The 24,363-nt window shown below is 44.5% G+C and carries 15 protein-coding genes; 7 read left to right on the plus strand and 8 right to left on the minus strand.

Translation table 11 applies throughout. From position 1 onward, the window contains the following. Positions 1 to 1,203: 1,203 nt before the first annotated feature. Positions 1,204 to 2,406 carry a glycosyltransferase gene (locus F6K51_RS15595; RefSeq protein ID WP_293021585.1) on the plus strand — a complete coding sequence of 401 codons (1,203 nt, stop codon included), beginning with the start codon at positions 1,204 to 1,206 and terminating at the stop codon, positions 2,404 to 2,406. A gap of 183 nt (positions 2,407 to 2,589) precedes the next feature. On the opposite strand, the gene F6K51_RS15600 is transcribed toward F6K51_RS15595, so the two are convergent. Next, complete coding sequence (locus F6K51_RS15600) at positions 2,590 to 4,833, minus strand: alpha/beta fold hydrolase (protein WP_293021587.1); 2,244 nt, start codon at positions 4,831 to 4,833, stop codon at positions 2,590 to 2,592. A 1,482-nt stretch (positions 4,834 to 6,315) separates the two neighbouring features. Here F6K51_RS15600 and F6K51_RS15605 point away from each other — a divergent pair. Next, positions 6,316 to 7,467, plus strand: coding sequence for a DUF1972 domain-containing protein (locus tag F6K51_RS15605; RefSeq protein WP_293021589.1), 1,152 nt, complete (start codon positions 6,316 to 6,318; stop codon positions 7,465 to 7,467). Between the two features lie 161 nt (positions 7,468 to 7,628). Here F6K51_RS15605 and aroA read toward each other — a convergent pair whose 3' ends face one another. Both aroA and F6K51_RS15615 read right to left on the minus strand, forming a co-directional pair. Continuing rightward, positions 7,629 to 8,981: a 3-phosphoshikimate 1-carboxyvinyltransferase gene (gene aroA / locus F6K51_RS15610; protein ID WP_293021673.1), complete on the minus strand. Its 1,353-nt coding sequence runs from the start codon at positions 8,979 to 8,981 to the stop codon at positions 7,629 to 7,631. A 146-nt stretch (positions 8,982 to 9,127) separates the two neighbouring features. Further along, the gene (locus tag F6K51_RS15615; protein ID WP_293021591.1) at positions 9,128 to 9,517 is read right to left on the minus strand and encodes a hypothetical protein; all 390 of its coding nucleotides are present in this window, start codon (positions 9,515 to 9,517) and stop codon (positions 9,128 to 9,130) included. Between the two features lie 140 nt (positions 9,518 to 9,657). Between F6K51_RS15615 and queA the strand changes: the two genes are divergently transcribed. After that, positions 9,658 to 10,866, plus strand: coding sequence for a tRNA preQ1(34) S-adenosylmethionine ribosyltransferase-isomerase QueA (gene queA, locus F6K51_RS15620; protein ID WP_293021593.1), 1,209 nt, complete (start codon positions 9,658 to 9,660; stop codon positions 10,864 to 10,866). 263 nt (positions 10,867 to 11,129) lie between these two features. Further along, complete coding sequence (locus F6K51_RS15625) at positions 11,130 to 11,915, plus strand: Uma2 family endonuclease (RefSeq protein ID WP_293021595.1); 786 nt, start codon at positions 11,130 to 11,132, stop codon at positions 11,913 to 11,915. Between the two features lie 122 nt (positions 11,916 to 12,037). Here the strand turns inward: F6K51_RS15625 and F6K51_RS15630 are convergent, their stop codons facing one another. The 4 genes from F6K51_RS15630 to glyA all read right to left on the minus strand — a co-directional run bounded on the left by F6K51_RS15630 (position 12,038) and on the right by glyA (position 21,000). Then, a complete protein-coding gene (locus tag F6K51_RS15630; protein ID WP_293021597.1) occupies positions 12,038 to 15,265 on the minus strand; it encodes an efflux RND transporter permease subunit in 3,228 nt (1,075 codons plus the stop codon). A gap of 352 nt (positions 15,266 to 15,617) precedes the next feature. Beyond that, positions 15,618 to 17,255: an efflux RND transporter periplasmic adaptor subunit gene (locus F6K51_RS15635; protein WP_293021599.1), complete on the minus strand. Its 1,638-nt coding sequence runs from the start codon at positions 17,253 to 17,255 to the stop codon at positions 15,618 to 15,620. A gap of 572 nt (positions 17,256 to 17,827) precedes the next feature. Beyond that, positions 17,828 to 18,253: a hypothetical protein gene (locus F6K51_RS15640; RefSeq protein ID WP_293021601.1), complete on the minus strand. Its 426-nt coding sequence runs from the start codon at positions 18,251 to 18,253 to the stop codon at positions 17,828 to 17,830. Between the two features lie 1,463 nt (positions 18,254 to 19,716). Next, positions 19,717 to 21,000, minus strand: a complete 1,284-nt coding sequence (glyA, locus tag F6K51_RS15645) for a serine hydroxymethyltransferase (RefSeq protein WP_293021603.1) — start codon at positions 20,998 to 21,000, stop codon at positions 19,717 to 19,719. A gap of 761 nt (positions 21,001 to 21,761) precedes the next feature. Here glyA and F6K51_RS15650 point away from each other — a divergent pair. Both F6K51_RS15650 and F6K51_RS15655 read left to right on the plus strand, forming a co-directional pair. Then, positions 21,762 to 21,959 carry a hypothetical protein gene (locus F6K51_RS15650; protein ID WP_293021609.1) on the plus strand — a complete coding sequence of 66 codons (198 nt, stop codon included), beginning with the start codon at positions 21,762 to 21,764 and terminating at the stop codon, positions 21,957 to 21,959. Positions 21,960 to 22,098: 139 nt separating this feature from the next. Then, positions 22,099 to 22,572, plus strand: coding sequence for a Tic20 family protein (locus tag F6K51_RS15655; protein ID WP_293021617.1), 474 nt, complete (start codon positions 22,099 to 22,101; stop codon positions 22,570 to 22,572). On the opposite strand, the gene F6K51_RS15660 is transcribed toward F6K51_RS15655, so the two are convergent. After that, positions 22,569 to 23,369: a fumarylacetoacetate hydrolase family protein gene (locus F6K51_RS15660; RefSeq protein WP_293021619.1), complete on the minus strand. Its 801-nt coding sequence runs from the start codon at positions 23,367 to 23,369 to the stop codon at positions 22,569 to 22,571. The genes F6K51_RS15655 and F6K51_RS15660 overlap by 4 nt on opposite strands. 574 nt (positions 23,370 to 23,943) lie before the next feature. Here F6K51_RS15660 and rpsF point away from each other — a divergent pair. Further along, entirely contained in the window at positions 23,944 to 24,252 is a 309-nt protein-coding gene (gene rpsF / locus F6K51_RS15665) for a 30S ribosomal protein S6 (RefSeq protein ID WP_293021674.1), read from the plus strand. Positions 24,253 to 24,363: the final 111 nt, after the last annotated feature.

Raw genomic sequence — 24,363 nt, forward strand, 5'->3', positions numbered from 1 at the left:
TTTCATATTCTAATATGAAGATAGGATCAATTTCCTGATATCTACCCCTATCACGCACACCCGAGGGTACCCTGAGCATCAAAATTATCTCCTGATCAATGTCAACTAAATTAACATGATTCCCCCAAAATCCCCTCGTGCCTATCACGATTTTTCGCTCCTTTTTGGCAAAAGGCTTTTCCTATACAAACTGAGCGAGAACGTGGGACGTCAAGTTTTTTGATCACAGGAATCATATAAAGTTACTTTTGTCAAGTTTTTTGTAAAGAAATATGTTTATAAAGCATAGCTTAAAAAAGGGGGGAATTAGATTGAAAAATCCCCCTTATTAAGGGGGATAATGGGGGATCTGAATCAGGGATTAACAAAACTGACATGCACCCGTAGGGAGTCGGAACCCACCCCTAACCCCGACCAGGAGGGGAACGGGAGTAGGGAGTAGGGAGCATGTCAACTTTGTAATTAGGTACATAGATCCCCCCTAACCCCCCTTAAAAAAGGGGGGAATTAGATTGAAAAGTCCCCCTTATTAAGGGGGATAATGGGGGATCTGAATCAGGGATTAACAAAACTGACATGCACCGATCCATCCCTAACTAATCACAAAATCCCCTCGATCGTGGCATCAATTTCTACCAAATTGCGATCCACTTGCTTTAACTCCGCCGCCACCACCCCTAGATTAATCTCCGCTGACTGTTCCCAAGTCTAGCATACAGCCATTACAGCCCAATCAGGTTATCAAGGCTAGCTCTGTTTTTCGTGAGCACTAACCCACACTTGGATCTGTCTATCACGACTTACGCAAAGCCCCCTAAATCCCCCAATTATGATACTGCTGGCGAATTTAACATTTAGAAATATCAGCCTGAAGACAGCAGTCTTTATAGCCCCCCAACCCCCAATTCTGGGGGAGCATGAACTTAAAGTTACCCATCTGCTACTCTTGTGTAAACAAATATTAATTTCGCCAACGGTATCAATTATGGGGGACTTTGACATCATTACCCCCCAAAATTGGGGGGCAGGGGGGCAAAACCAACTAACTTCGTAAGTCCTATCTATGGTGCTTCAGAATCGTCTATCCTGTGATCGAAGGGGAGCATGTTACCTAATTACAAGGGTAACATGCTCCCTACTAAGACGCCTAAGTCTGTTAAAATGTTACTAATTATCAGCTGAATTAATCAGGGAAAAATAATCATGAATATCCTGATTTCTGCTTATGGCTGTTCCCCAGTAAGAGGGTCTGAATATGGTATAGGTTGGAATGTCGTAAAACAAATAGCTAAGGACCATAGCCATAAGTGTTGGGTGCTCACTAACATAACTGATCAATCTCAGATTGAACAGGAATTGACTCATTCACCTTTAGACAATGTCACCTTTATTTTTGTAGCAATGTCTGAAGGGTCTCGTAATTCAGGATTGTCCCATTATTTGTACTATATCGCCTGGCAGATTAGAGCATTTTTTGTGGCCAAAAAACTCCAGAGCGAAATTGGCTTTGATTTGGTTCACCATGTCACCTATCAAAATTCCTGGTTGCCAACATGGATAGGCTGGCTAGGTGTGCCCTTGATTTGGAATGGTGGCGCTAAAGATAAAATTCCGTCGGTACTCTTGAAGACATTATCCCTAAAATCGGCCATGATGGAACGGATTCGGATGGTGTCGATGAATGCCCTAGGTCGCTTTACCCAGTGGTCTGTTGCTTCTCGCGCCCAATTAATTCTATCTCGGGAAGCGAGCCAATGGTCAGATAATTTACCAGTTAAGGCTTTTCCTCCCTTTGGTCTTAATCAAAAAGATATTGAGAGATTAGCTCAACTGCCCCAGCGCCAGGAAGAACCATTTCGAGTGGTCAGTATCGGGAGATTTTTGGGTTGGAAAGGGTTTGCATTGGGCATCCGTGCCTTTGCCCAGTTCCATCGTGAACACCCCACTAGTGAATACTGGCTGATTGGTGATGGTCCTGAAAAGGAGGGACTACAGAAATTAGCTAAAGACCTTGGATGCGGTGATGCTGTACGTTTTTGGGGGAAGCTTTCCCGTGATCAGGTCTTACAACGGATGGCAGAGGTGGACGTGTTAATGCATCCGAGCTTCCATGATCATTGGCCGACGGTGGTGTTGGAAGCAATGGCATCTGGTAGACCTGTGGTTTGTCTCGATATTGGTGGACCCTCGTTGATGGTTCAACAAGACTGGGGAATTAAAGTGCCTGTCGATAACCTATCCCAAGTGATCAATGATTTAGATCAAGCACTGTTGCAGTTAGCAACTAATGGGGAAAAACGCATATCTATGGGACTTAAAGGACGAGTGATAGTCTCAGAGAATTGGTCATGGGAAATAATTGGTGAACAAATGCTGAGTTTATATCAGCAAGTTATCAATTCTTAAGCTTAAGCGCTACGCGCACGCTACGCGAACAGCTCTCAGCTATCAGCTATCAGCTATCAGCTATCAGCTCTCAGCTATTGCCCAAAAGCTGACGGCTGATGGCTGTTCGCGTAGCGTGAGCCAAAAGCTCACGGCTGAATGCTTACGACCAGTGACAAGTTTAACTTAACAAATGATTGACAATTAACTAACAATTACCTGATCTATAGAAGCCCTAATTTTCTGAGCTAGTAGCTCTACATGGGGGTCTTTGAGAAAACTCCCTGGTTGGTCATCTAAGTGCTTACCAGAGATTTCCAGGATTTCCAGGTTTCCAGTAACTAACTCTATCCAGCCTTTTTGGAGTTCTGGAGACTGGGAAATCCGCTCACTGGTCAAGAACATTGTTACTGGGTTTGGATAGTAGCGTTTGGCCACATAATTTTTTGAAGCGAAGGTGTTAGCTTCTTGGACTTTTATGATTTGGAGAGATTGCGGTAAGGAAATTCCAAAGGACTGATATAATTTAGAAACAACCTTTAGGAATTGCTGCTTGAGTACGTCTTGAAAACCTCTGTGAATCAATCGTTGAAACAGTCCCTTTAATCGATCACTATAGCTACGTTGATAGGGACGTTGGTTTTCACTTGTCGAGAATTCAAGAGGGCTAGGTTCAAGCAGAGCTAGCAGAGCCACTGTCTCACCGTCTAAGCGGAGCAGCTGAGCAATCTCCAGAGCAATCTTACTTCCAAAGCAGTATCCTGACAAAAAATAGGGACCCTTGGGCTGAATAGTACGTATTTCCTTTAGGTAGCAGCGAGCCATATCTTCAACTGTGGTCAGGGGAGTCTGTTTGCCATCGAGACCCAATGATTGGAGTCCATAAAAGGGTTGCTCCGAACCCAAATAACGTGCCAAATCTCGAAAACTGAGAACGTTACCACCGGCTCCATGAATACAAAATAGAGGCGGTTTGGAACCATTGCTCTGAATTGGTACTACTGAGGACCAAGGTGCTGCTCCTTGGTCTTGGCGCAGCTGGTTGACTAATTGGGCTACAGTTGGAGCCATCAGCAGAGAAGCTAAGGGCAGTTTCTTATGGAAAACCTTCTCAATCTCAGCAAACAGGCGCACCGCTAGCAGAGAGTCTCCTCCTAGGTCATAGAAGTTATCTGTAACACTGATAGATTTGATTCCTAAGACGTTTTGCCAAATCTTGGTCAATTGACGTTCTAAGTCATCTCGGGGAGCAACAAAGGTTTTGGATGACTCTGGCTGAGGTTGGTCAGGGGCTAGCAGAGTACTGTTGTCTTTTTGGGCATCATCTTCTTGGCCCTTGTGCCTTGGGATGTCTTGCTGGTGAGGTGTCTGACCATGGGATCCATCCCAATCTACTGATACCCCTGCTTCCCTGAGCTGTTCTACGGTAGTGAGCAAGAAGGTTAGATCGGATTGCTCCTGTCGTGGATGACGTACCGAGGTTAGCACCAGCTGCTCAACCGCTTTCTGAGAGTGTCGTTTAGTTAATGTGCTCAAGGTTCGCCCAGGCCCTACTTCTAGCAGGATGGTCTCTGGTTGTTTCAACAACTGTTGCACACCTTGAGAAAATCGCACAGTTTGCCGCAGATGCTGAGCCCAATAGCGTGGATTGACTGCTTCCTCGGCTGTAATCCAAGTGCCAGTAACATTAGATAGGTAGGGAATTTGTGGGGGATTGAGACTAACCTGTTTTACCTGGTTGGTGAAGGAGTCCAAGATCGGTTCCATCATCTTGGAATGAAAGGCATGGGAGGTATGTAGCCTGCGGTACTCTACCCCTTGTTGATCCAATTGGTTTTGTAATAATGCGATCGCATCAGTAGGACCAGAAATCACCGATTGGGATGGCCCGTTAATCACTGCTAAGGATAGTTCCTGACCCAGCAGGGATTGCACCTCCTCTTCCGGTAAAGGAACAGCAAGCATCGAGCCAGCAGGCAGTTGTTGCATCATCTGCCCTCGAAGGGCAACCAGAGATAATGCATCCTCTAAGGAGAAGACTCCAGCTACACAGGCTGCCACATATTCACCAATACTGTGACCGATCATCGCTTGGGGACGGACTCCCCACGACATCCATAACTCAGCTAGGGCGTACTCGATCACAAACAGGGCTGGCTGGGTAATACTAGTCTGTTTCAGTTGCTCTGTGGCCTGATTAGTCTGTTCCTGCTTTGGGTAGAGTACATGGCGCAGGTCAATGCCCAGATGGGGTTTGAGGAGTTCTGAGCATCGATCAATCAAATCACGAAATGTTGATATTTCATGGGTTAGTTCCAGCCCCATATTGACATATTGTGCTCCCTGTCCTGGAAACATAAACGCCACCGGCTGAAGCTTGGGCTGTTGGCCGTTTATCAATAATTGTTTCGGTAGTTGTTGGGGTTGGCGAGTACTCGGTTCTAACACATCCCTGATTTCCCAGCGTTGCTGATTGGTTTACTTGCTTAGCCGTTACTTGCTTAGGGATTACTTGCGGGAGCCATGATTGCTCAGATGTAACAGCAAACCTTAACTAATATAGCAAACCTTACTTATTCAAGTAATACAGTATAGCTTTTTTTACCGGATTTATTCAATACTTAGCCTGAAAACAGGGTAAAACGATTCCCTGTGAGCGAACTCAGCGCGCTGTTTGAGATTTTTTTTGAGATTTTTTTGATCAATCAGGACTTACCCATTGCCCCGATTGCTCCACCAAACTTAGTATATTTTTTGAGTACTACCCACCATATTTAGTGGGTTAGCCAGCCAAAACCAACTAAATTTCGTAAGTTCTATAAATCCTGGAACTTTAATCATCAAATCTACGTCACTAGGTAGTTTATTCCCTTAAAATAGCTAAGTGTTTCCCCTACCCGATAGATGAGTTCACAAGTTTTTCACAAAGTTTGATTAACTTGTTACCCAAGTCTGATCACTAAAGTCTGATCACTAATCAGATGTTGCTTCAGCTCAATTTAATTGTTGGAGGTTTTTCCATAAACTCGCTCAGTTCCACGTCGATCATCGTTGAGTTGATTGGATGGGATATACTACAATAATAATATGTAGCCGTTTATTTACAATTGATTGACCGCTGTTGACAACATTAACTTTTTTTAAAATCTCGACTTTTGACAGGGATTTTAAGATATAGCAGTCGAAGTAAAGCTTAAGACATCTTCTGCTCCCTGCTCCCTGCCCCCCTTACTAAGGGAGGGGGGATTCCTGCTCCCTTTCAACCAAAAGACTATGTCCTAAACTATACTTCCCTTGCTATACTGTGTGAAAGGCTGATTAAATAGCAAAGCCATTGTTAAACCGTTTGGAAAACTAATGGTGATTATTGGATCTATGTTCAAGTTATTCGTCATCAAAAATCCTGACATGCTAACAGATTATGGCACTTTTGACAAGTTGGCACAACCGCTTCAACGACCGCCTAAAGTTCAGAGACTATTTATCACACAAATCCTAAATGTGTAGGGGACACAGCGTGAAGCGTGTCACATCCCCTCTGCTCGGTGGTAGTGCGTTCCAGCAGTATTACAATCAAATCAAGTCTGACATTAACCTAGTCCCGGAACGTATTATACTTAATGGTTTTAAGGGTTTGTTGATAAATACCATCTCAGTGATGGCAGGTGATAGTCCATTGTCAAACTGCGCCAAACTAACAGAGTTTTGACAAATCATGGCCTAGGCTTATCCTGGGAATCTCCTTGATTGATAAAGCAGCTCAAGGTAGACCAAAAAATTATCGGGTTTATCTACCTTATCTACCTTTGATAGCCGTTTGTTATCGACTGTTCGGTAAATTTTCGTGATTAAACTCAGTTAGTATAACTAACTTGTGAATTGGGAAGGCAAATTTTTGCCTTTGTATACTGTTAGACTGGGGCATCTAAAATGTTGAAATTATCAATTCTTGGTATCCGTGGCATTCCCGCTCAATATGGTGGATTTGAAACTTTCGCGGAACGGCTGTCAAAATATCTTGTATCTCAGGGATGGGAAGTCACAGTCTATTGTCAGGAAGAGCACAAAAATCAGATGTTTGAAGAATACTGGCATGGTATTCGTCTGGTTCATATACCGGTTCCCTATAGCAACGCACTGGGATCGATCATTTTTGACTGGAAATCTACATTACATGCCCTCAAGCAAAAGGGAATCGTGCTTACCCTTGGCTATAACACAGCCATCTTCAGTATTTGGTATCGCCTCAAAGGGATTACCAATTTTATGAATATGGATGGTCTGGAATGGAAACGCAGTAAATGGAGGCTTCCTGAAAAAATTTGGTTATATCTCAATGAATGGGCTGGGTGTTGGTTAGCTAACAGTTTAATTGCTGATCATCCAGAAATCAAGAGTCATTTATTGACTCGAAAAGTAGCTTCTGATAAAATTACGGTAATTCCTTATGGAACCGAGAAAGTTGTTAATGCAGACTCACAACTTTTAACCGCGTATAATCTGGCTCCGAAGGAGTATGCTTTGGTAATTGCTAGACCTGAACCAGAAAACTCGATTCTAGAGATTGTTTCTGGCTTTTCCAGGCGACCTCGGGGTCTTAAATTGGTGGTGCTTGGTCGCTATTTACCTGATCAAGTACCCTATCACAAACAAGTTCTAGAAGCAGCCAGTGATGAGGTTATCTTTCCTGGTGCTATCTATAATAAGTCAGTTGTTAATGCCTTGAGATTCCACGCACGACTCTATATTCATGGACATCAAGTTGGTGGCACTAATCCTTCTTTAGTAGAAGCCCTCAGCGCTGGTCAACCGGTTCTGGCAAACAATAATCGCTTCAATCGTTGGGTTGCAGGACCCGGTGCTCACTATTTCAAAAATGAAGCAGAATTGGACGAGAAACTGGAGATACTGCTAAATGATGGTGATGAACTGCAAAAAATGAAACTAGCGAGCAAAGAGCGCTACGATGAGGAATTTGCTAAGGATAAGGATATTAAAGCCTACGAAAGGTTGTTTTTATCCAAAGCTAAGCAGCTGCGTAAACTAGCTTTGTTAACTTCTCCAATCCCTGAAATAGAGTGATAGCCTTCATAAGTTGAGCTACTTAGTTGGGCTAGCTGCTCGGGGAAAAATTTGGGTTAAAGGGTAACGAGTAATGGGTAAAGGGTAATTTTAGAAACCTTTACCCATTACTTTATTTATTTTGAGCGGTGAGCTAAAAGCTCACGCTACGCGAACAGCGGTCAACAAGCCTTAATTACCTCTTCCAAGGTGGTAGTGAAGTTTGGATAGGAGATGGCAGCCGCTTCAGCACCGTGAATGGTAGTTGTACCTTGGGAATTTAGGGCTGCGATCGCTAAACTCATGGCAATGCGGTGGTCAGTATGACTATCCACTTCTGTACCAGTTAAGGGAGTACCACCGATAATCTCTAGACCATCGGGCAATTCAGTGACCTTAGCTCCCATCTGGTTCAACTGGGATGCCATCACCGCTAAGCGATCGCTTTCCTTGACTCGCAGTTCTGCTGCATCCCGAATGATAGTAGTTCCTTGGGCAAAGACTGCTGCTACTGCTAAAATTGGCACTTCATCAATCAGGCGGGGAATCAAGTCACCCGCAATGGTGCATCCTTTGAGGTTACCGTGACGTACCCGCAAATCTGCCACCGGCTCCCCAGCGACAACTCGCTGATTTAACAGCTCAATATCAGCCCCCATCATGGATAGGGCTTCTAAAATACCTGTACGGGTAGGGTTGACACCGACATTTTCCACAATCAGTTCTGAACCCGGTACAATAGCTCCGGCTACTAACCAAAAGGCAGCTGAGCTAATATCACCAGGAACAATTACGGTTTGCCCTTGCAACTGAGCCGGTCCTGTGACGGTAACACTATTGGTTTTTGGGTCAGTAATAATTTGAGCGCCAAAGGCTTTGAGCATCCGTTCGCTGTGGTCACGGGAGAGGGCTGGTTCAGTGACAGTTGTTTGTCCTTCGGTCATTAAACCAGCGAGGAGAATACAGGATTTTACTTGAGCTGAGGCGATGGGAGAGTGGTAGTGAATTGGTTTAAGAACCGAGCCTTTAATGGCCAGGGGAGCGAGCGTTGCACCTTCACGCCCCCAGATGCTTGCTCCCATTTGTTGTAGGGGTTTCACCACACGGGACATCGGACGCGATCGCAAAGACTTGTCACCAGTTACAGTAAAAAATCGGTCAGCAGCAGAGGCGAGTAGTCCCAGCATCAGTCGTAGGGTAGTACCCGAGTTGCCTGCATTTAAGACATCAACGGGTTCTTGCAGTTTCCCTAGTCCTATACCCTTAACAATCACTTGTTCAGTATTAAGTTCCGAGATATCTGCGCCCAAAGCACGAAAGCAGCTAGCAGTGCTTTGGGGGTCTTCTCCCAAAAGTAACCCTTTAATGGTAGTTTCTCCTTGCGCGATCGCTCCCAACATTAAGGCTCGATGGGAAATCGATTTATCCCCTGGTATCCTTATAACTCCCTGCAAAGATAGACCAGATGTTGGGGGATTTATGCTTAAATTCTGTTGATTTTCCGTCGTAGTTAGGGTGACTAGATTGGCTGGCAAGGGCATAGACTTCGGTTACATTACCATGCTGCATCATAACCGATTTTACCAAAATTATAGGTATTACTAAGATCTGGCACCGTTGTAATTAATCCTAGGGTTGGCAGTGCCTAGCAACGTGCAAAGCCCACCCTAGGTGAAGTTGCTCATGCCAAGGTTTCTGGACAATATCCCAACCCCATGGTGAATTGTTCGCAAAAAGCTTCTATGTCGCTCTGGTTTGGACTACCATGAGAAACCACAGCAACTTGGTAGCGACGCATGACCTCTACCGGTGACTGTCCGGTTTCCAGACTCCACAGAGCCATTTGCACACGAATGTCTGGGCTGTAGGGAATCCCCAACTCGTTCATATAAGCCCGAAAGTCTCCATGTTGTTGAGCCGTTAAGGGTGTGTCCATCTTGACCTTAACCACCCAGCCATCAATCCGATGAATCACCGTGGCAAATTTTATAGGTAGCTGGGGCGAGTCTTTTATATACTCAACGACTCGCAGAGTTAGACTGGCATTAGCTAAAAAGTAAAGGTAATCCATAGAGAGGAGTTAGTTAGTAACCAACTGAGGCTTGATATCCTATTGCTGTATCTTTATTTTGGCAAGGCAGGATTGCTAACGGACAGGGGATATTCCCCCGATCTTAGATAGGGGATATTCCCCAATTTAGGAATAACAGCATGACAGGGATTGACAAACAGACATCCACGCACCAAATCGACCGATTAGTCTCAAGCTATGACTATGAACTACCCCAAGAGCAAATTGCCCAAACACCCTTGAGCGAGAGGGATGGTTCACGACTGCTGGTGGTAGATTCACCAACTCACCATAGCCACCACATCTTTAGGGAATTACCTCAGCTATTGCAACCGGGTGACCTATTGATCCTCAATAACACCAGGGTTATCCCCGCTCGACTCTATGGGCGTAAATCCACTGGTGTGCCTGTGGAGATATTGTTGTTAGAAGAGCGACAACATCAGGGACAACACCAGGGACAACAGCAGGGACAACACCAGAGTTGGCTAGCTTTAGTCAAACCAGGTAGGCGTCTCAAGCCAGGAGCAGAGATTTGGTTTACTCCCTCATCCGACCTTGGGCTCAACGATAGTACCCTCTCAAAACACCTAACTACCCCCCTACCTCCTCTGAAAGCAACTGTTCTGGCAACAGATGAAGCGACCAGTGGGCGGATATTGCAGTTTGATTTCCCAGAGGGAGTATCCTGGGAAACCCTGTTGGAGTTGTATGGTCAGGTTCCTCTACCCCCCTATATCCAAGACTCTCAAGCTACCCCAGACCAGTATCAAACCATTTATGCTCAAAAGAGTGGTGCTGTTGCCGCTCCCACCGCTGGACTCCATTTCACCAATCAGCTGATGGAAAACTGCCGCCAACGGGGAATTCGGCTAGGGTATATCACCCTACACGTGGGGGTTGGTACATTTCGACCTGTAGAAGTGGAGGATATTACCGAGCACGACATGCACGGAGAGTGGCTAGAAGTCCCCCAATCAACTGTGGAACAAATCCAGGAAACTAGAGCAACCGGAGGTCGAGTGATTGCTGTAGGCACAACGGTAGTCCGTGCTCTAGAGGGAGCCGTTGTGGATGGGGAATTACAACCCTATTGTGGTAAGACTAACTTATTTATCTACCCAGGCTATCAGTGGCAGGTAGTGGAGGGATTGATTACCAATTTCCACTTACCTCGGTCGAGTTTATTAATGTTAGTTAGCGCCATGGTAGGCAGGGAGCGGTTACTGAGCTTGTACCAGGATGCGATCGCTCTTAGTTATCGCTTTTATTCCTTTGGTGATGCGATGTTAATTTTTCCAGAAGCTAGAGATGTTCCCAGGGAACAGGGAATAGGGAGTAGGGAGTAGGGAATAGGGAGTAGGGAGTAGGGAGTAGGGAGCGGTGCGACCCGTGGCGAATTTAATTCTTAATGGGTCAAGCGCACTCCCTGGGAAGAGGTAAAAAATCCTTGTACCTCGTTACTATCAGAAACCCTATCAACAATAATTAAATTTTGAACTTCTATACCAGATTTTTAGCAAAAAAGATAGATCCAAGCGCTGGGTTTTTTACCAAATTTCAACGATATCGTAGCTGTGGGCGTTAAATTTGAGTAGGTAATGCGATCGCTATGTCTAAAACCATGACCTCTGCTGTTGTGCCTAATACTCCTTATCTGCCAACTCAGTATGACCTTCCCTGTGATGACGGTATTCCGATGGAAACTGAACGACATAAACTCCAGATGCAATTGCTGATTGATCCGTTATTGCCTTGGTTGGCCCAGCGGGAGGATGGCTATGTGGGCGGTAATATGTTTCTTCATTTCAGTGAAGCACAACTTAAAAATCAAGACTTCCGGGGTCCAGATGTCTTTGTAGTGCTTGGGGTTCCCAAAGGCGAACGACTCAGTTGGGTAGTTTGGGAAGAAGGGAAAGCACCTGATGTGATCATTGAACTAATTTCTGAGAGTACAGCCAAGACGGATAAAAGTACCAAAAAGCTAGTTTATCAAGACCAAATCAGAGTATCGGAATATTTTTGGTACGACCCGTTTAATCCAGAGGATTTTGCCGGATTTAGCTTAGACAATGGTGTGTATCAGCCGTTAAGTGAAGATGAACAGGAGCGACTAATTAGCGAAAGATTAGGGTTAGCCTTAGTGCGTTGGTCAGGCTTGTATAAGGATGTAGAGGCCACTTGGCTGCGTTGGGCTACCTTGGAAGGAATTGTGCTACCTACTCCTGAAGAAAATGCAGCGATCGCTCAAGAACAAGCGGGGATCGCTCAAGAACAAGCGGGGATCGCTCAAGAACAAGCGGGGATCGCTCAAGAACAAGCGGCGATCGCTCAAGAACGGGCTGACAAACTCGCTGCTCGCTTACGAGCAATGGGAGTAAATCCAGAGGAAGTTTGAAGAATAACAAGAGGCAAAGGGCAAGAGTCCTCACCTAGTCGAGCCTTTAGCTGATAACTGATAACTGATAGCTGATAGCTTACACTAAAACCAACTTTTGCCTCTTGCCTCTTGCCTCTTGCCTATCTCTGATTTGGAGTCAACTGTAAATACAAACAAGGAATCACCAGCAAAGCACTCAAGGTTGAGGCACATAAACCAAAGATAATTGCCATACATAAAGGAAACCAAATGGGATCACTTAGTGCTAAAGGAATCAAACCAACCATGGTGGTAATACTGGTGGTCAGTACCGGGCGCAGTCGGTCAGAAGCACCATGAGCTGCAGCAAGTCGCACTTTCATTCCACTTGAGCGATGCTTGTTCATGGTTTCTACGATCACGATGGAATCATTAACTACAATTCCCACTAGAGAAATAATCCCAATCATGGTAGGAAACGAAAGGGGTATCCCGAGCAAAGAGAAACCACTAAAGGTGCCAATCAAAGCAAAGGGGATAGAGAGCATAATAATGAAAGGCTGGGTGAAAGAGCCAAATTGCAGCACCAGTACCGAAAAAACTAAGAAAAGTGATACATAGGACATCTGAATTGCAGAACCAAAGGTCTCACTTTGAGTTTCAGCCTCTCCGCCGAATTTGTAATCATAACCTGGAGACCAGGTTTTCTTCATTTGCTCTAATTTTGGCTGTAACTCTGCCAAAATCTCTCCAGGAGTGCGACCTTTAGCTTTAGAATAAACAGTAACTGTGCGTTCAGTATCTGTATGGGTAATCGATAGGGGAGCCATGCTCTGCTCAATATCCAATATCGCATTTCCCGATATTGCTCCGTGGTCTGATGAAAACACTTGAAACATTCTCAACTCATCACGACGAGTGGGACCACCGACAGCGCCATTGCGGGAGGGCCAGGCAGTACTCAGGCGAATTTCTAAGTCGTCTTTTCCTGCTCTAATCGCAGAGTCTGTAATCTCGTTATCGGTCATAATGTAGCGTCCCTGCAGGGCTAGGTCATTTTCACTGATGCCATAAAAATCCATAGCTTCCCGTTTGGGTCGAAGTTTGATATCGTTGCGCAAGTCTCCCAAGCCATCACGGACATCTTCAGTCCCATCAATCTGGCGCAGTGCTAATTGGACTTCACCGGAAATCTGCCGCAGTCTGTTCATGTCATTGCCTTTTAGCTCAATGGCAATGGGGTCTCCGCCTTCAGCAGTACCAGGAACATTGATGACTAGGGATGCTCCAGGATAATTACGCATGGCCTGATTCAGTTCTGTTCGCAAGTCATCTATATACTCATAGGACAACTGGTCGCGCTGGTTTTTTTTGGTAAATAGTGCTGAGAAACCTAGTAAATAGTTATCCTGTGTCGGCTTAAGACCACTCTCTTGGACTAAACCACTTTTTTGACCAACTAATTTGGTGACACTTTCAAAATAATCCTTGGAACGCAAAATTTCTCCTAAATCATCTGCCACTTGTTGAGACTTTGCCAAGGTTGCTGTGGGGGGTAATTCCACATTGATACTGATCGGGCGGTTGTCAGCATCAGGAAAAAGCGTTCCTGGTAATTGCGCAACCGCAACCAAAGAGGTCATAAAAAGAACTACAGTGCCGACAATCCAAGCACCAGCTATTGCTCGGTTACGTACTGTAAACTTGAGACTCCAGTTTTTAAACCATTCAGAGGCGGATTCGGTTAATTTATCAATGCGGGTTTTTTGGATCCCGCCTTTGACATTACCTAACAGAAAGCGAGACAAGGGTATATCGATTAATAAAGCGATCGCATAACTGAGCAACAGACAGATAATTGCTGTAATGGGCATCAAGCGTATAAACTTGCCCATCGTGCCACTAATGACCAGCAGGGGTGCCATAGCTAGAATAGTTGTGAGCTGACCCGAAAACGCTGGTCCTGCATAGGTTCTCACAGTCTTAAGGGCTGCCTGATTAAAGGTTAAGCCTTCCACAAACAGTCCATCATGCATGCCCTCCATCATTAAGATGAATACATCCACCAGCAATCCTAGTGCTATGACCATCCCATATAAGAGCATATTGTTAAGGGTGTACCCACTAAGCCAGAGCAGAAATATAGCTCCGAGAAAGGTTAAAGGAATCGATAACCCTGCAATTATGGCTTCTCGCCAGGTCAGGGCAATGAACAAGATCAGAAAAACACCAATCACTGCCTGAATCACATTAGTGATCACGTTATTCTGCTCATCGTGAATCTGTTCGTCCTGCCTGTAGGTAATCCGATAATCCATCCCAAAAGGCCAGACATTGAGGTCTTGCTTAAGAGACTCCAGTTCTTCTAAGGTTTTTTCGATTAGGTTAATCGAGTCAGACCCTGGTACTTTCACTACATCCATGCTGACGGTGGGTTCAAACTCAGAACCCTGCCAACTAATGAAAGCACGAGTCTTTTCCCTTTCCAAATCCCGACGTACTAAGGCAACTTCATCGAGGCGCACTACCCTGCCATCAGTACCACCCAAACGAGTGATAGGCAAGCTACGTAAATCTTCCAAGGTACGAAACCTACCGTACAATCGCACCTGGGCCCCTATCTGTTCATTTTCAATCTGATCCCAGGGCATATCCTGGTTAGCAACTGTGAGGCGGTCACTTACTGTGGTTGGGGAAATCCCCAAAGCACTCATGCGGCTGGGGATAAGTTGGACATTGATAACTTCTTTACGTTGTCCTGCTAAATTAACCTCCCGTACATCCGAGACTTTTTCGAGTCTTTCTTGAATATCTTCTGCCGCCCGACTGACCACCGCCGGATCGAGATTACCATATAAAGCAATCGAGAAAATCGGAACATCTTGGGCAGAGATTTGCTCTATATTTGGTTGCTCAGCCTCTGAATTAATCTCTGGTTCAGCATCATCAACTTTTTGCCGCAGCAGTGCCATCGACTCCTGAACATTGGCATTAGCTTGGAATTCCACTGATATCTGCGAGAAACCGTTGAAAGAAGCACTCTCAACTTTCTTCAATCCCTTTAGGGATTTGAGTTCTTTTTCAATTTTATCGGTGACTTGAGTTTCTATGGTTTCTGGGTCAGCCCCTGGCCAAGTAGTAGTCACTATCGCCATCGGAATTTCCACATCTGGATCGGCTTCTTTGACCATCGACTGATAACCCATCAACCCACCCAAGGTTAGCAAAACGATCAGGAGAATACCAAATACTGTTTTCAGGAAAAAGAATTTAGCTAAACCTGAGGCTCGGTTAACATCATGCCCATCATGCCCATCATGCCCATTATGATGTAATTTATCCTGTAAAACCTCAGGTTTAGAGTTGGAGGAAACCAGCTTACTACTCATCAATTACCTACCAAAGGAAAACGTCATCTGACCAATTACGGCTCTACCGTAACTGTTATGCTAAATAAACAGTCTGTAATAGGGAACAGGGAACAGCGATGCAGCGCGGTCTTGGGGGTTTCCCCCATGAGCGACTGCATCAAGACGGGAACAGGGAAAAGTGGGAAGAGGCTGTATTCAGTAATTTTTGTTAGTTGAATAGCCTAATTTTCCTTGTGTATAAAGCTTTCTGATTTTTTTAACTGGAACTTTAGCATAAAATGTACTGAAAAACTCCAATTACCAACTTACAAAATTCCTATACGGAGTTTAAATGAATTGTGATAATTTTTGATGCCATATTCCCTACTCCCTACTCCCTACTCCCTACTCCCTGTTCCCTGTTCCCTTTGCTATAGTTAATCACTTCAACTGGTGTGCCATCAACTAAGCGATTTAGTCCTTCTGTAACCACTAACTCCCCAGGTTCAACACCACTGGTAATTTCTTGCATAGAAATCCCCCTAATCCCCGCTGTTATCGGACGCAGTTTGACGACCTTTTCTTGTTGATTTACAACAAAGACATAGGGTTTCTGGTCCCGGTAGACAATTGCATTAAGAGGAACACTTAGGGCTGTGGGGTTTTCTTCCACAGCGATCCAAACAGAAACTCGCTCCCCATCGAGTACATTCTTACTTCCTTGGTACAGGCGGATGGTCACGTTTACAGAACGCTCACCAGGGTTAACCGAAGGACTAACTGAAAAAATTGTGCCTCGGGCTCTAGCAAGGCGAAATAATTCCTGTTGGCTCATGCCTCTACTAGAGGCAGTACTCATGTCTTGATCTAACACCACATAAGCTGATTGACCTGGTTGCACCAATGGGCCATAAAAGGTGGGTAGTTCGACATTGACTTCATAAGCGCTAGGGTCATTGATAATGATAGGCACTGAATCGACTACAGTCTGATAATTACTAGTGTTTGCACTGTTTAAAATTTGGGTTGTCCAGAAGTCTCCCTCTCGGATATTAAGGTGGGCTACAATTCCATCAAAGGGTGCTATAATCTCCGTATCTTCTAAACTAATGGTAGAGCGAGTTTGCCCAGCCTTGGCTGAAGCAATCTGGGCAACAGTAGCAGTTAATTGTGACTGGGCAGAGGCTAACTGACTTTCAGCCGCTTTGACATTGCTCAAGGCAGCATTAACTTGAGCTTGTGCTGCTCTGACTTGGGATTGAGCATCCTCGGCTCTATTTCTGTAGACATCAACATCACTCTCTGAGATTACACCGGCATCGAAAAGTTCTAGACGGCGTTTGAATTCAGATATTGCTAAATCAAAATCATTTTTTGCTGCTTCAAACTGGGCTTGGGCGCTGATTACTTGTGCTTTGGTTTGTTCTACATTTGCTTGAGCTTGAGACAAGTTAGCCTGTGCTGTTACCCTTTGGGTCTGAGCTTCAGCAGTTTGGGCTTCAGCTTGTGCCAGCTCTGCTCGCAGTCTGCGGTCATCTAATTTTGCTAGTAATTCACCCTTTTTGACAAAATCTCCCTCTCGCAGATCCCGTCCATTAACTTTTTTGAGATAGGTGATAGTTCCTGAGGTTTGGAAGGTCAGGTGTTTGCCTCGCACTGCTGAAACGAAACCATTGCCAAAGACTAACTGTTGCAGTGGATAAATTTTGACTGGGGTGGCTCGTACAGGTAACCGGTTAGGTTCAGCTGGGGCTGCTGTGATGGTGTTTTGTGATACCTCGGGATTAGGTTGGGACTGTTTGAAAGCGATCGCACCCAATGCTAGAATACCGACACCCAGCAGTAACAAAGGCCACATCGGTCGCTTTTTGCGGGAGGGATGGGCGGGGGTATTGGTTGCTTCTCTGGCAGCTTCCGTTTCTAGTTCGGGTAATGGGTCTTGTGGTTGCTGTTCAACTCCTTGATCAATGTCTTCTTGAATTGGTTGAGGTGAGGACAAGTGCTTTTGAGGCAAAGGATTTGATTTCATTATTGATTTCCTGTAGCATCAAGTCTTAAGTATTTTTGGGTAGCTTAGTATAGGGATATCGCCTGTCACCAAGGAGTCTGTTTCTAGAGAAATGCCACAGGCGCGCATCAGAACAAGCAGATATCTACCATATATCTGTTGGAGCAACCGTGCCATAAACCCGTAGTATAGGATTACCGGAAGTTTTGTCAAGTATACAGCCTCAAAACTTCTATTGAAACAGGATAAGTACTAAAAGCCAGGGATAAGATTATTTTATTGGAGTAGGGAGTAGGGAGTAGGGAGTAGGGAGTAGGGAGTAGGGAGTAGGGAGTAGGGAGTAGGAGCGGTTATCCCTCTATAGGCTTTCATCTGTACGCTAGACGGGATAAATTAATGGCTGCATTTAAATTTAGGTTAATTTGTAAACAAATCACAAATCATAAATTAACCCCACCAGTGTTTTAAACCAGCGGGGTTTGCTGAGGATTAATTGAAACTAATTACAAGAATTCAATTCCTTGATTCAAAAGGTTAATTCTGAGGATTTGATAGCTGAATGCTTACGTTCACCAGACTAAAAAATACCATCACTAATTCGGCTCTTTGCAAATAATGTATTGATGTCGGTGGTCAGTGAAATAGCTCCACATGCGGCGCATGTCGTTAGTCGAAGTATTAAACTTAATATCGATGTCATTCACTCCAGTGACATACCAGCGTGACCATGAACCATTGAACCAACGAATTTTATAGGCAACAACATCACCCTTCAAATTCTTATTGTCGATCTCAGTATTGAGTCCTTTATCCCATCCTTGAGCTTTGCCTTTTGGTAGTAGAGGCGATTTGTCAGATCCTACCAATTTACAAACTGCTTGAGTGCCAAGTTCATGGTGAATGCAGTCACGTCGACGACAGTTATTAGCTGCAAAGGACGGCTCGCCTGGAAACATGGTTATTGCTGTAAGAACGAAATAATTGAAACCGATCAAGAAACTCTGTTTTAGCTTACTCATGATTGTAGTTTGCTCTTTACTTCAATTAGTAACTCATGGATGCAAATCGGGTGAAAAATATCACCGACGCTGAACTATTATCTTTGCTAGAACTATTTGGGTTTGGAAAAAAATCCTAAATAAGTCAGATCATCTAAACATCAAGGGGCTCAAATCAATTAATTCTAAAATCTAGAGCCTCTTAATAAGCAAGCACCATGATCTGACACATCCAAGCCAACTAGTCTAAGCATGGATGTAACTAATGATAAAAATCCCTAGGAACTTAAGCTGCGCGCTCTAAGGATAGTGTTCATTGTTGATTATTATCCCCAGATGGGGGTCTTTTCTTTGACGGCTTTAGGTTGGCAGCTATGAAAACAATGAACTAGTTAACATTGATGACTGATTTATTTTCCAACAACACTATTACATATAAATCCGGAATAATTTAGCTACTTAAAGTAAACTTCACTCAATCTTGAACTTAATAAAGTTTTGATTAAAAATCCTTTGATAAGAGATAATTCAGAAGATATAGCATTTACAAATAGGTCATAAACAATATTGCTGATTTTTCATAACATCAAAAACTATTCGGAGCTCTTTCCTACTGTTCCCAGATCCGCTGTTCCCTGTTCCCTGTCTTGATGCAGTCCTATACATCTCAAATAAAAACGCTATACTTGGTAACCTAAGATGCATTTAAATTTCCACCTCAAGTAGCGTGACCTACGGTCAATCGCGTAGTGTGGCCAACGGCAAATCGTTCCCGTAGCGTGACCAACGGTTAATCCACTTGTGCAAAAGCCGGTCTACCCTCTGACCATCTCCCCATCTCCCCAAAGGGCCCCTATTCACAATTTAAATGTGTGAATAAGGGCTGTTCGATTATTGATGTTGACAGAATAGGACTTAGAGACTGTTTATAAAGTAAATCTTAAGACAGCTGAAATCGCTGACTATTGGTGGGTTAGGGCGGACAGCTCTTTTAATCCGAAGTTCCCGACTCCCGACTCCCGACTCCCGACTCCCTGATAAACCAAAGACACTATTGGCGAAGTCTCTGGTTAACGGTCAACGTTCAACGGTCAACAACAAACTAGATCGGGTACTGACTTTTAACACAGGAGTACCCATTTACCACTAACGAGTACCCGTTAGCAAGAAACGGGTACAGGTTTCTCCTATAGTAGTACTCGTTTCTCGTTAACCAGCTTGTAGGGTGGGCAAAAACAGTTTGGTTGTTTTGAGTATTCTAGATCAAAGAAGTTTGCCCACCCTACTGACTCTACTGAGATCAGCTTGTAGGGTGGGCAAAAACAGTTTGGTTGTTTTGAGTATTCTAGATCAAAGAAGTTTGCCCACCCTACTGACTCTACTGAGATCAGCTTGTAGGGTGGGCAAAAACAGTTTGGTTGTTTTGAGTATTCTAGATCAAAGAAGTTTGCCCACCCTACTGCTTAACCCTCAACCTTCAACCCTTAGACCAAACTTGGTACAAGACTGGTGAGATGGGGATACAGAGGAAAGCGATCGCATAACTGTCCCACACGCTGGCGACATTCAGTTGCCACTTGCTCATCCTCTGGATTCAGTAAGCGATCGGCAATAATATTACCAATCTCAGTAAATTCTGCGACTCCCATGCCCCGGGTAGTCATGGCTGGGGAACCTAGGCGCAAGCCACTGGTGACAAAGGGCGACTCTGGGTCAAAGGGAACAGTATTTTTATTAGCTGTAATCTTGACACCGCTCACCAGTTGGTCAGCTCGCTTACCTGTCATACCAATAGAGCGCAAATCTACCAGTAATACATGGTTATCTGTACCACCAGAAACAATCTTTAACTCCCGGTTTTGCAGTGCCCTTGCCAAAGCCTTAGCATTTTCAATTACGTGGGCAGAATAGGTTTTGAATGCTGGAGTCAAGGCTTCTCCAAACGCAACAGCTTTACCAGCAATCACATGTTCCAACGGACCCCCCTGAGTTCCGGGAAATACTGCCTTATCGAACTTTTTACCCAAATCCAATTGATTAGTCAGAATCAAGCCACCCCGTGGACCACGCAGGGTCTTGTGAGTGGTAGTAGTGACCACATGGCAGTGAGGAAGGGGGTTAGGGTGATGACCAGTGGCAACTAAACCAGCAATGTGAGCCATATCCGCCATCAGGTAGGCACCCACTTCATCAGCAATGGCCCGGAATTTTTCAAAGTCAATGATTCGGGGATAGGCGGAATAGCCACAAATAATCAGTTTGGGACGCTCTTTCAGAGCAAGTTCCCGAATCTGACCATAGTCCAATTGCTCAGTCTCCTGGCTGACACCGTAGTGACACACCTCAAACCATTTGCCCGACACATTCACCGGTGACCCATGGGTGAGGTGTCCGCCATGGGACAAATCCATCCCCATAATCTTGTCACCAGGTTTTAGTAAGGCTAGAAATACTGCAAAGTTCGCTTGAGCGCCAGAATGGGGCTGCACATTGGCATGAGCAGCACCAAAGAGTTCTTTAGCACGGTCAATCGCTACTTGTTCCACTTTGTCAATGAACTCACAGCCGCCATAGTAGCGCTTTCCGGGCAATCCCTCAGCATATTTGTTAGTTAGCACTGAGCTTTGTGCTGCCATCACCGCTGGGGAGGTGAAGTTCTCACTAGCAATAAGTTCCAGATGCTCCCGTTGACGTTGGAGTTCTTCTCCCAGATAGGTGGCTATCGTGGGATCGGTTTCGGCGAGAAAATCTAAATTAGTTTGAGTCACTTTCTTTACTTCTAGGATCGATCACGTTTGCTAATTGACACAACAACCTTAAAGGTGTATATGCTTACAAAAAATCCTCTGAGGCAATCAAGCCCTGTCTAGGCAGGAGCGGGAATCAAAAACTGAGGTAGCGCTTTGATGCACGGGTTTATCCCATCAGCGACTACCGGTAGCTAAATAGCAGCTTTAGTCGCCCTGAAGATTTTTTGGCAGGTGGTTTGTTTGGACACGACCCTTAAACAGGACTTACCCAGTAACTCTACCTACAGGGTGGGTTATTAACGCACCCTATTACTTATCCCTACTACTTATGCCTACTACTTATTCCTACTACATATGGGCGTTTAATGCCCAGTTTTTCGCCAGCTTTCCAAAAGTCCTGTCAAACAATTCATTGGTAAGGATGAGCTGAAAGCTTGAGTTTGAAACGATTCAGAGTCAGATTAAGCCAAGTTTTAGCCAAACTTAAAGTTTTTATTATATTATTAAAAGTTATAGTATTATCTAAATAATGCAATACCTAGCATCTAGAGTATCGAATAAGATAGGAATAGCATTGAACAACAGTTCTAATCAACAGCACTAATAAACAAAACTTAAGCACTAAGCTGATTAGTTAATAGTTTCAGGATGAGTATGGGTGGTATAGTGAGCAAATAAACACCAGTAAACACTGTTTCCTATCCTTCAGTCTGCTGTTGAGAAGAAATAAAAGAATCATGCTTCGGCATCAGCCCTGATAGTGTAATGGGATTAGTGCTATGTTAGTCATTCTAACGGACAACCAAGTAATTTCCCCCGACCTTGTCTGTCAATGTTGTTTACTGGCTGACCCAAGTGGTCAACCTCGCTGGCATCAAGGCAAATTGGTCTGTGGTCATGTGCTCAAGAAGCTCAGTGAGAAGCAAGCTCAACAGTATGAGTGTGAAATGGGCTTCCGTCTGGTCAATATGGATTGACTTTTCTAGTAAGCGATCGCGTAGCGTGACATGCAGGTCAATCCCATTTCAGGTCGCTCAGGGGTAGAGTGTTGTGCTGCGCTATGCTTAATAGTAGTTAGTGTACCCCTTATCTGAACATCTTCAAGGAGAAAGCACCATGACTTGGCGCGGGTCAACAGATGTTAAAGACCGGATTTTTGCAGCCCTTCCTTACCTACTCCCTCTAATTGAGGTTTTGCCCTTTGGTAAATTTATGCTAGGACAGTTTCCCATTCTGGGCATTATTTACCTGCCACTAGAACCGTTAATTTCACTCTACCGTTTGCCTTTCGTGGGGTTAATTATTTTCTTTGTTTTATTCTTAGCCGTAGTCAGAAACCCACAAATCAGCCATTTTGTTCGCTTTAACACCATGCAAGCGATTCTTTTAGACATTCTTTTAGTTTTGGGTCGTCTATTGTTGCCAATTTTAGTCCAAGCACTAGGGGTTAACTTGCTAACAGAAACCTTATATAATATAGTATTTTTAGGAATCCTTGCCGCCTGCGGCTACTCCATGATTCAATCATTGATGGGCCGTTACGCAGAAATACCAAGCCTTAGTCAAGCCGTTTACAGCCAAGTCCCCTAGTCTTGCCTAGTCTTGACCTGTGAAGGGCGTGAGCTCACCGTATTTTCCAACTGACCAATTCCCTCAATTTCCACCCGGACGCGATCGCCAATTTCCATTGGTCCTACCCCTTTGGGTGTACCCGTAAGGATCACATCTCCTGGTACTAAGGTCATCACCTGGGAAATGTAAGATACCAAAACATCTGGCGGAAATACCATTTGACTAATTAAAGCTGATTGAACTGGCTCAGGGTTGTCATTCAGAAATGTCTGCAATTTTGCCCCAGCACTCAACTCCCGGACTATCCAGGGTCCAAGGGGACAAAAGCTATTAAATCCCTTAGCCCTGGTCCACTGGGCATCCCGCTTTTGTAAATCCCTAGCCGTTACGTCATTAGCGATCGTATAACCCCAAATTTTGGATTGAGCTTCGTCTGGTGTGCAGTCTAAGCAATAGTCACCGATTACCAGTGCTAACTCTCCCTCATAGTCTACTCGCTGAGACTGAGGCGGATACTGGATGGCTTGAGAGTCAGGAATTATAGCGGTAGGGGGTTTAAGAAACAGTAAAGGTTCCTCAGGAACTGATGTTCCCAATTCCGCTGCGTGTTCAGTATAGTTTTTCCCTACAGCCACGATTTTAGTTGGTGCACACGGAGCCAGCAATTGATAGCTTTCTGGTTCCAACTCTAAATCTATGGGTTGTCCTTGTAACCAAGGTGGTGCATCCAGCACCTGAATAGTGCGGGTCACCTGTAACAAGCCGTAGTAGGTCTGTCCTTTAGAAGATTTAACTCGGACGTAGCGCTGTGTCATAACAATAGATGTTCCTTGATAATATTACCAAAATTTTCTACTTTACCTAAATTAGTCCTGAGTTGGCAGTACGTCAGTACTGAGTACCGATAACAGATTGTCCTTAACAGTACAATAGATAACAAGCTGCATTCATACATAGCATCTTCTAGTAGTGTCTGGTGGTGCCTAGTGTTATTCCCCTTTGACGAATGTACTTTCTTTGAGCACCACTTAATTGAAATTTAATTGAAATTGGTTGCACAAGGGGTTAAAATGGTGAAGGGGTAATGCTTGTCAAGTATTCATATCAAAGTATTGAGATAAAAGTATTCAGATAAGTGTAACAACCCCACACACTTACCGATCCGGTAACTGTCCGCTTGAGTAGCGGTAGATCAATTCCTTGCTTCTTTAACTATCCAGTAGCAAGCAACTCAATTACCCAACCTTTAACCATACCTTCGGTGAGGGTCAAGGAAAGCTGATTGTTAGTGCTGATTGTTAGTGCTGATTGTTAGTGCTGTCCATCGGATAAAAAGAAGCCAACTTGTCCATAAGGAGATTAATACCAGTGCAAAACACTTACGAAATGATGTATATCCTGCGTCCTGATTTGGGCGAGGAACAAGTAGATCAAGCTATCGGCAAATACCGAGACCTGTTGCAGGAACTCGGTGGAGAGCAAATCGAGATTCAGCATCGTGGCAAGCGTCGTTTAGCCTATCCCATTGATAGGTACCGGGAAGGGATTTATATCCAAATGAACTATAATGGACCAGGTACCCATGTGGCCAAGATTGAGCGAGCAATGCGTCTAAGTCAAGATGTGATTCGCTACCTGACCATTAGACTCGAATCATCTCCAGCTCCTAAACCAGAACCAGCAGAAGTTGAAGCTTGAACTCTCGGTATTCTAGGGGGTAATAGGTAATGGGTAACAGGTAATAGGTAATGGGTAGTTGACGATTACCTATTTCCTGTACACTCTTTGCTGGCTACAAAACACTAACGA

The organism is Moorena sp. SIO3I8, assembly GCF_010692325.1.
In the GTDB taxonomy this organism is placed as follows: domain Bacteria; phylum Cyanobacteriota; class Cyanobacteriia; order Cyanobacteriales; family Coleofasciculaceae; genus Moorena.

Excerpts from the sequence above, each read along its gene's own strand:
- F6K51_RS15595 (WP_293021585.1), top strand. The coding sequence starts at position 1,204 with ATGAATATCCTGATTTCTGCTTATGGCTGTTCCCCAGTAAGAGGGTCT.
- F6K51_RS15640 (WP_293021601.1), bottom strand. The coding sequence starts at position 18,253 with ATGAGTAAGCTAAAACAGAGTTTCTTGATCGGTTTCAATTATTTCGTT.
- F6K51_RS15655 (WP_293021617.1), top strand. The coding sequence starts at position 22,099 with ATGACTTGGCGCGGGTCAACAGATGTTAAAGACCGGATTTTTGCAGCC.
- rpsF (WP_293021674.1), top strand. The coding sequence starts at position 23,944 with ATGTATATCCTGCGTCCTGATTTGGGCGAGGAACAAGTAGATCAAGCT.
- F6K51_RS15605 (WP_293021589.1), top strand. The coding sequence starts at position 6,316 with ATGTTGAAATTATCAATTCTTGGTATCCGTGGCATTCCCGCTCAATAT.
- F6K51_RS15650 (WP_293021609.1), top strand. The coding sequence starts at position 21,762 with ATGTTAGTCATTCTAACGGACAACCAAGTAATTTCCCCCGACCTTGTC.
- queA (WP_293021593.1), top strand. The coding sequence starts at position 9,658 with ATGACAGGGATTGACAAACAGACATCCACGCACCAAATCGACCGATTA.
- F6K51_RS15635 (WP_293021599.1), bottom strand. The coding sequence starts at position 17,255 with ATGAAATCAAATCCTTTGCCTCAAAAGCACTTGTCCTCACCTCAACCA.
- F6K51_RS15625 (WP_293021595.1), top strand. The coding sequence starts at position 11,130 with ATGTCTAAAACCATGACCTCTGCTGTTGTGCCTAATACTCCTTATCTG.
- F6K51_RS15615 (WP_293021591.1), bottom strand. The coding sequence starts at position 9,517 with ATGGATTACCTTTACTTTTTAGCTAATGCCAGTCTAACTCTGCGAGTC.
- F6K51_RS15630 (WP_293021597.1), bottom strand. The coding sequence starts at position 15,265 with ATGAGTAGTAAGCTGGTTTCCTCCAACTCTAAACCTGAGGTTTTACAG.
- F6K51_RS15660 (WP_293021619.1), bottom strand. The coding sequence starts at position 23,369 with ATGACACAGCGCTACGTCCGAGTTAAATCTTCTAAAGGACAGACCTAC.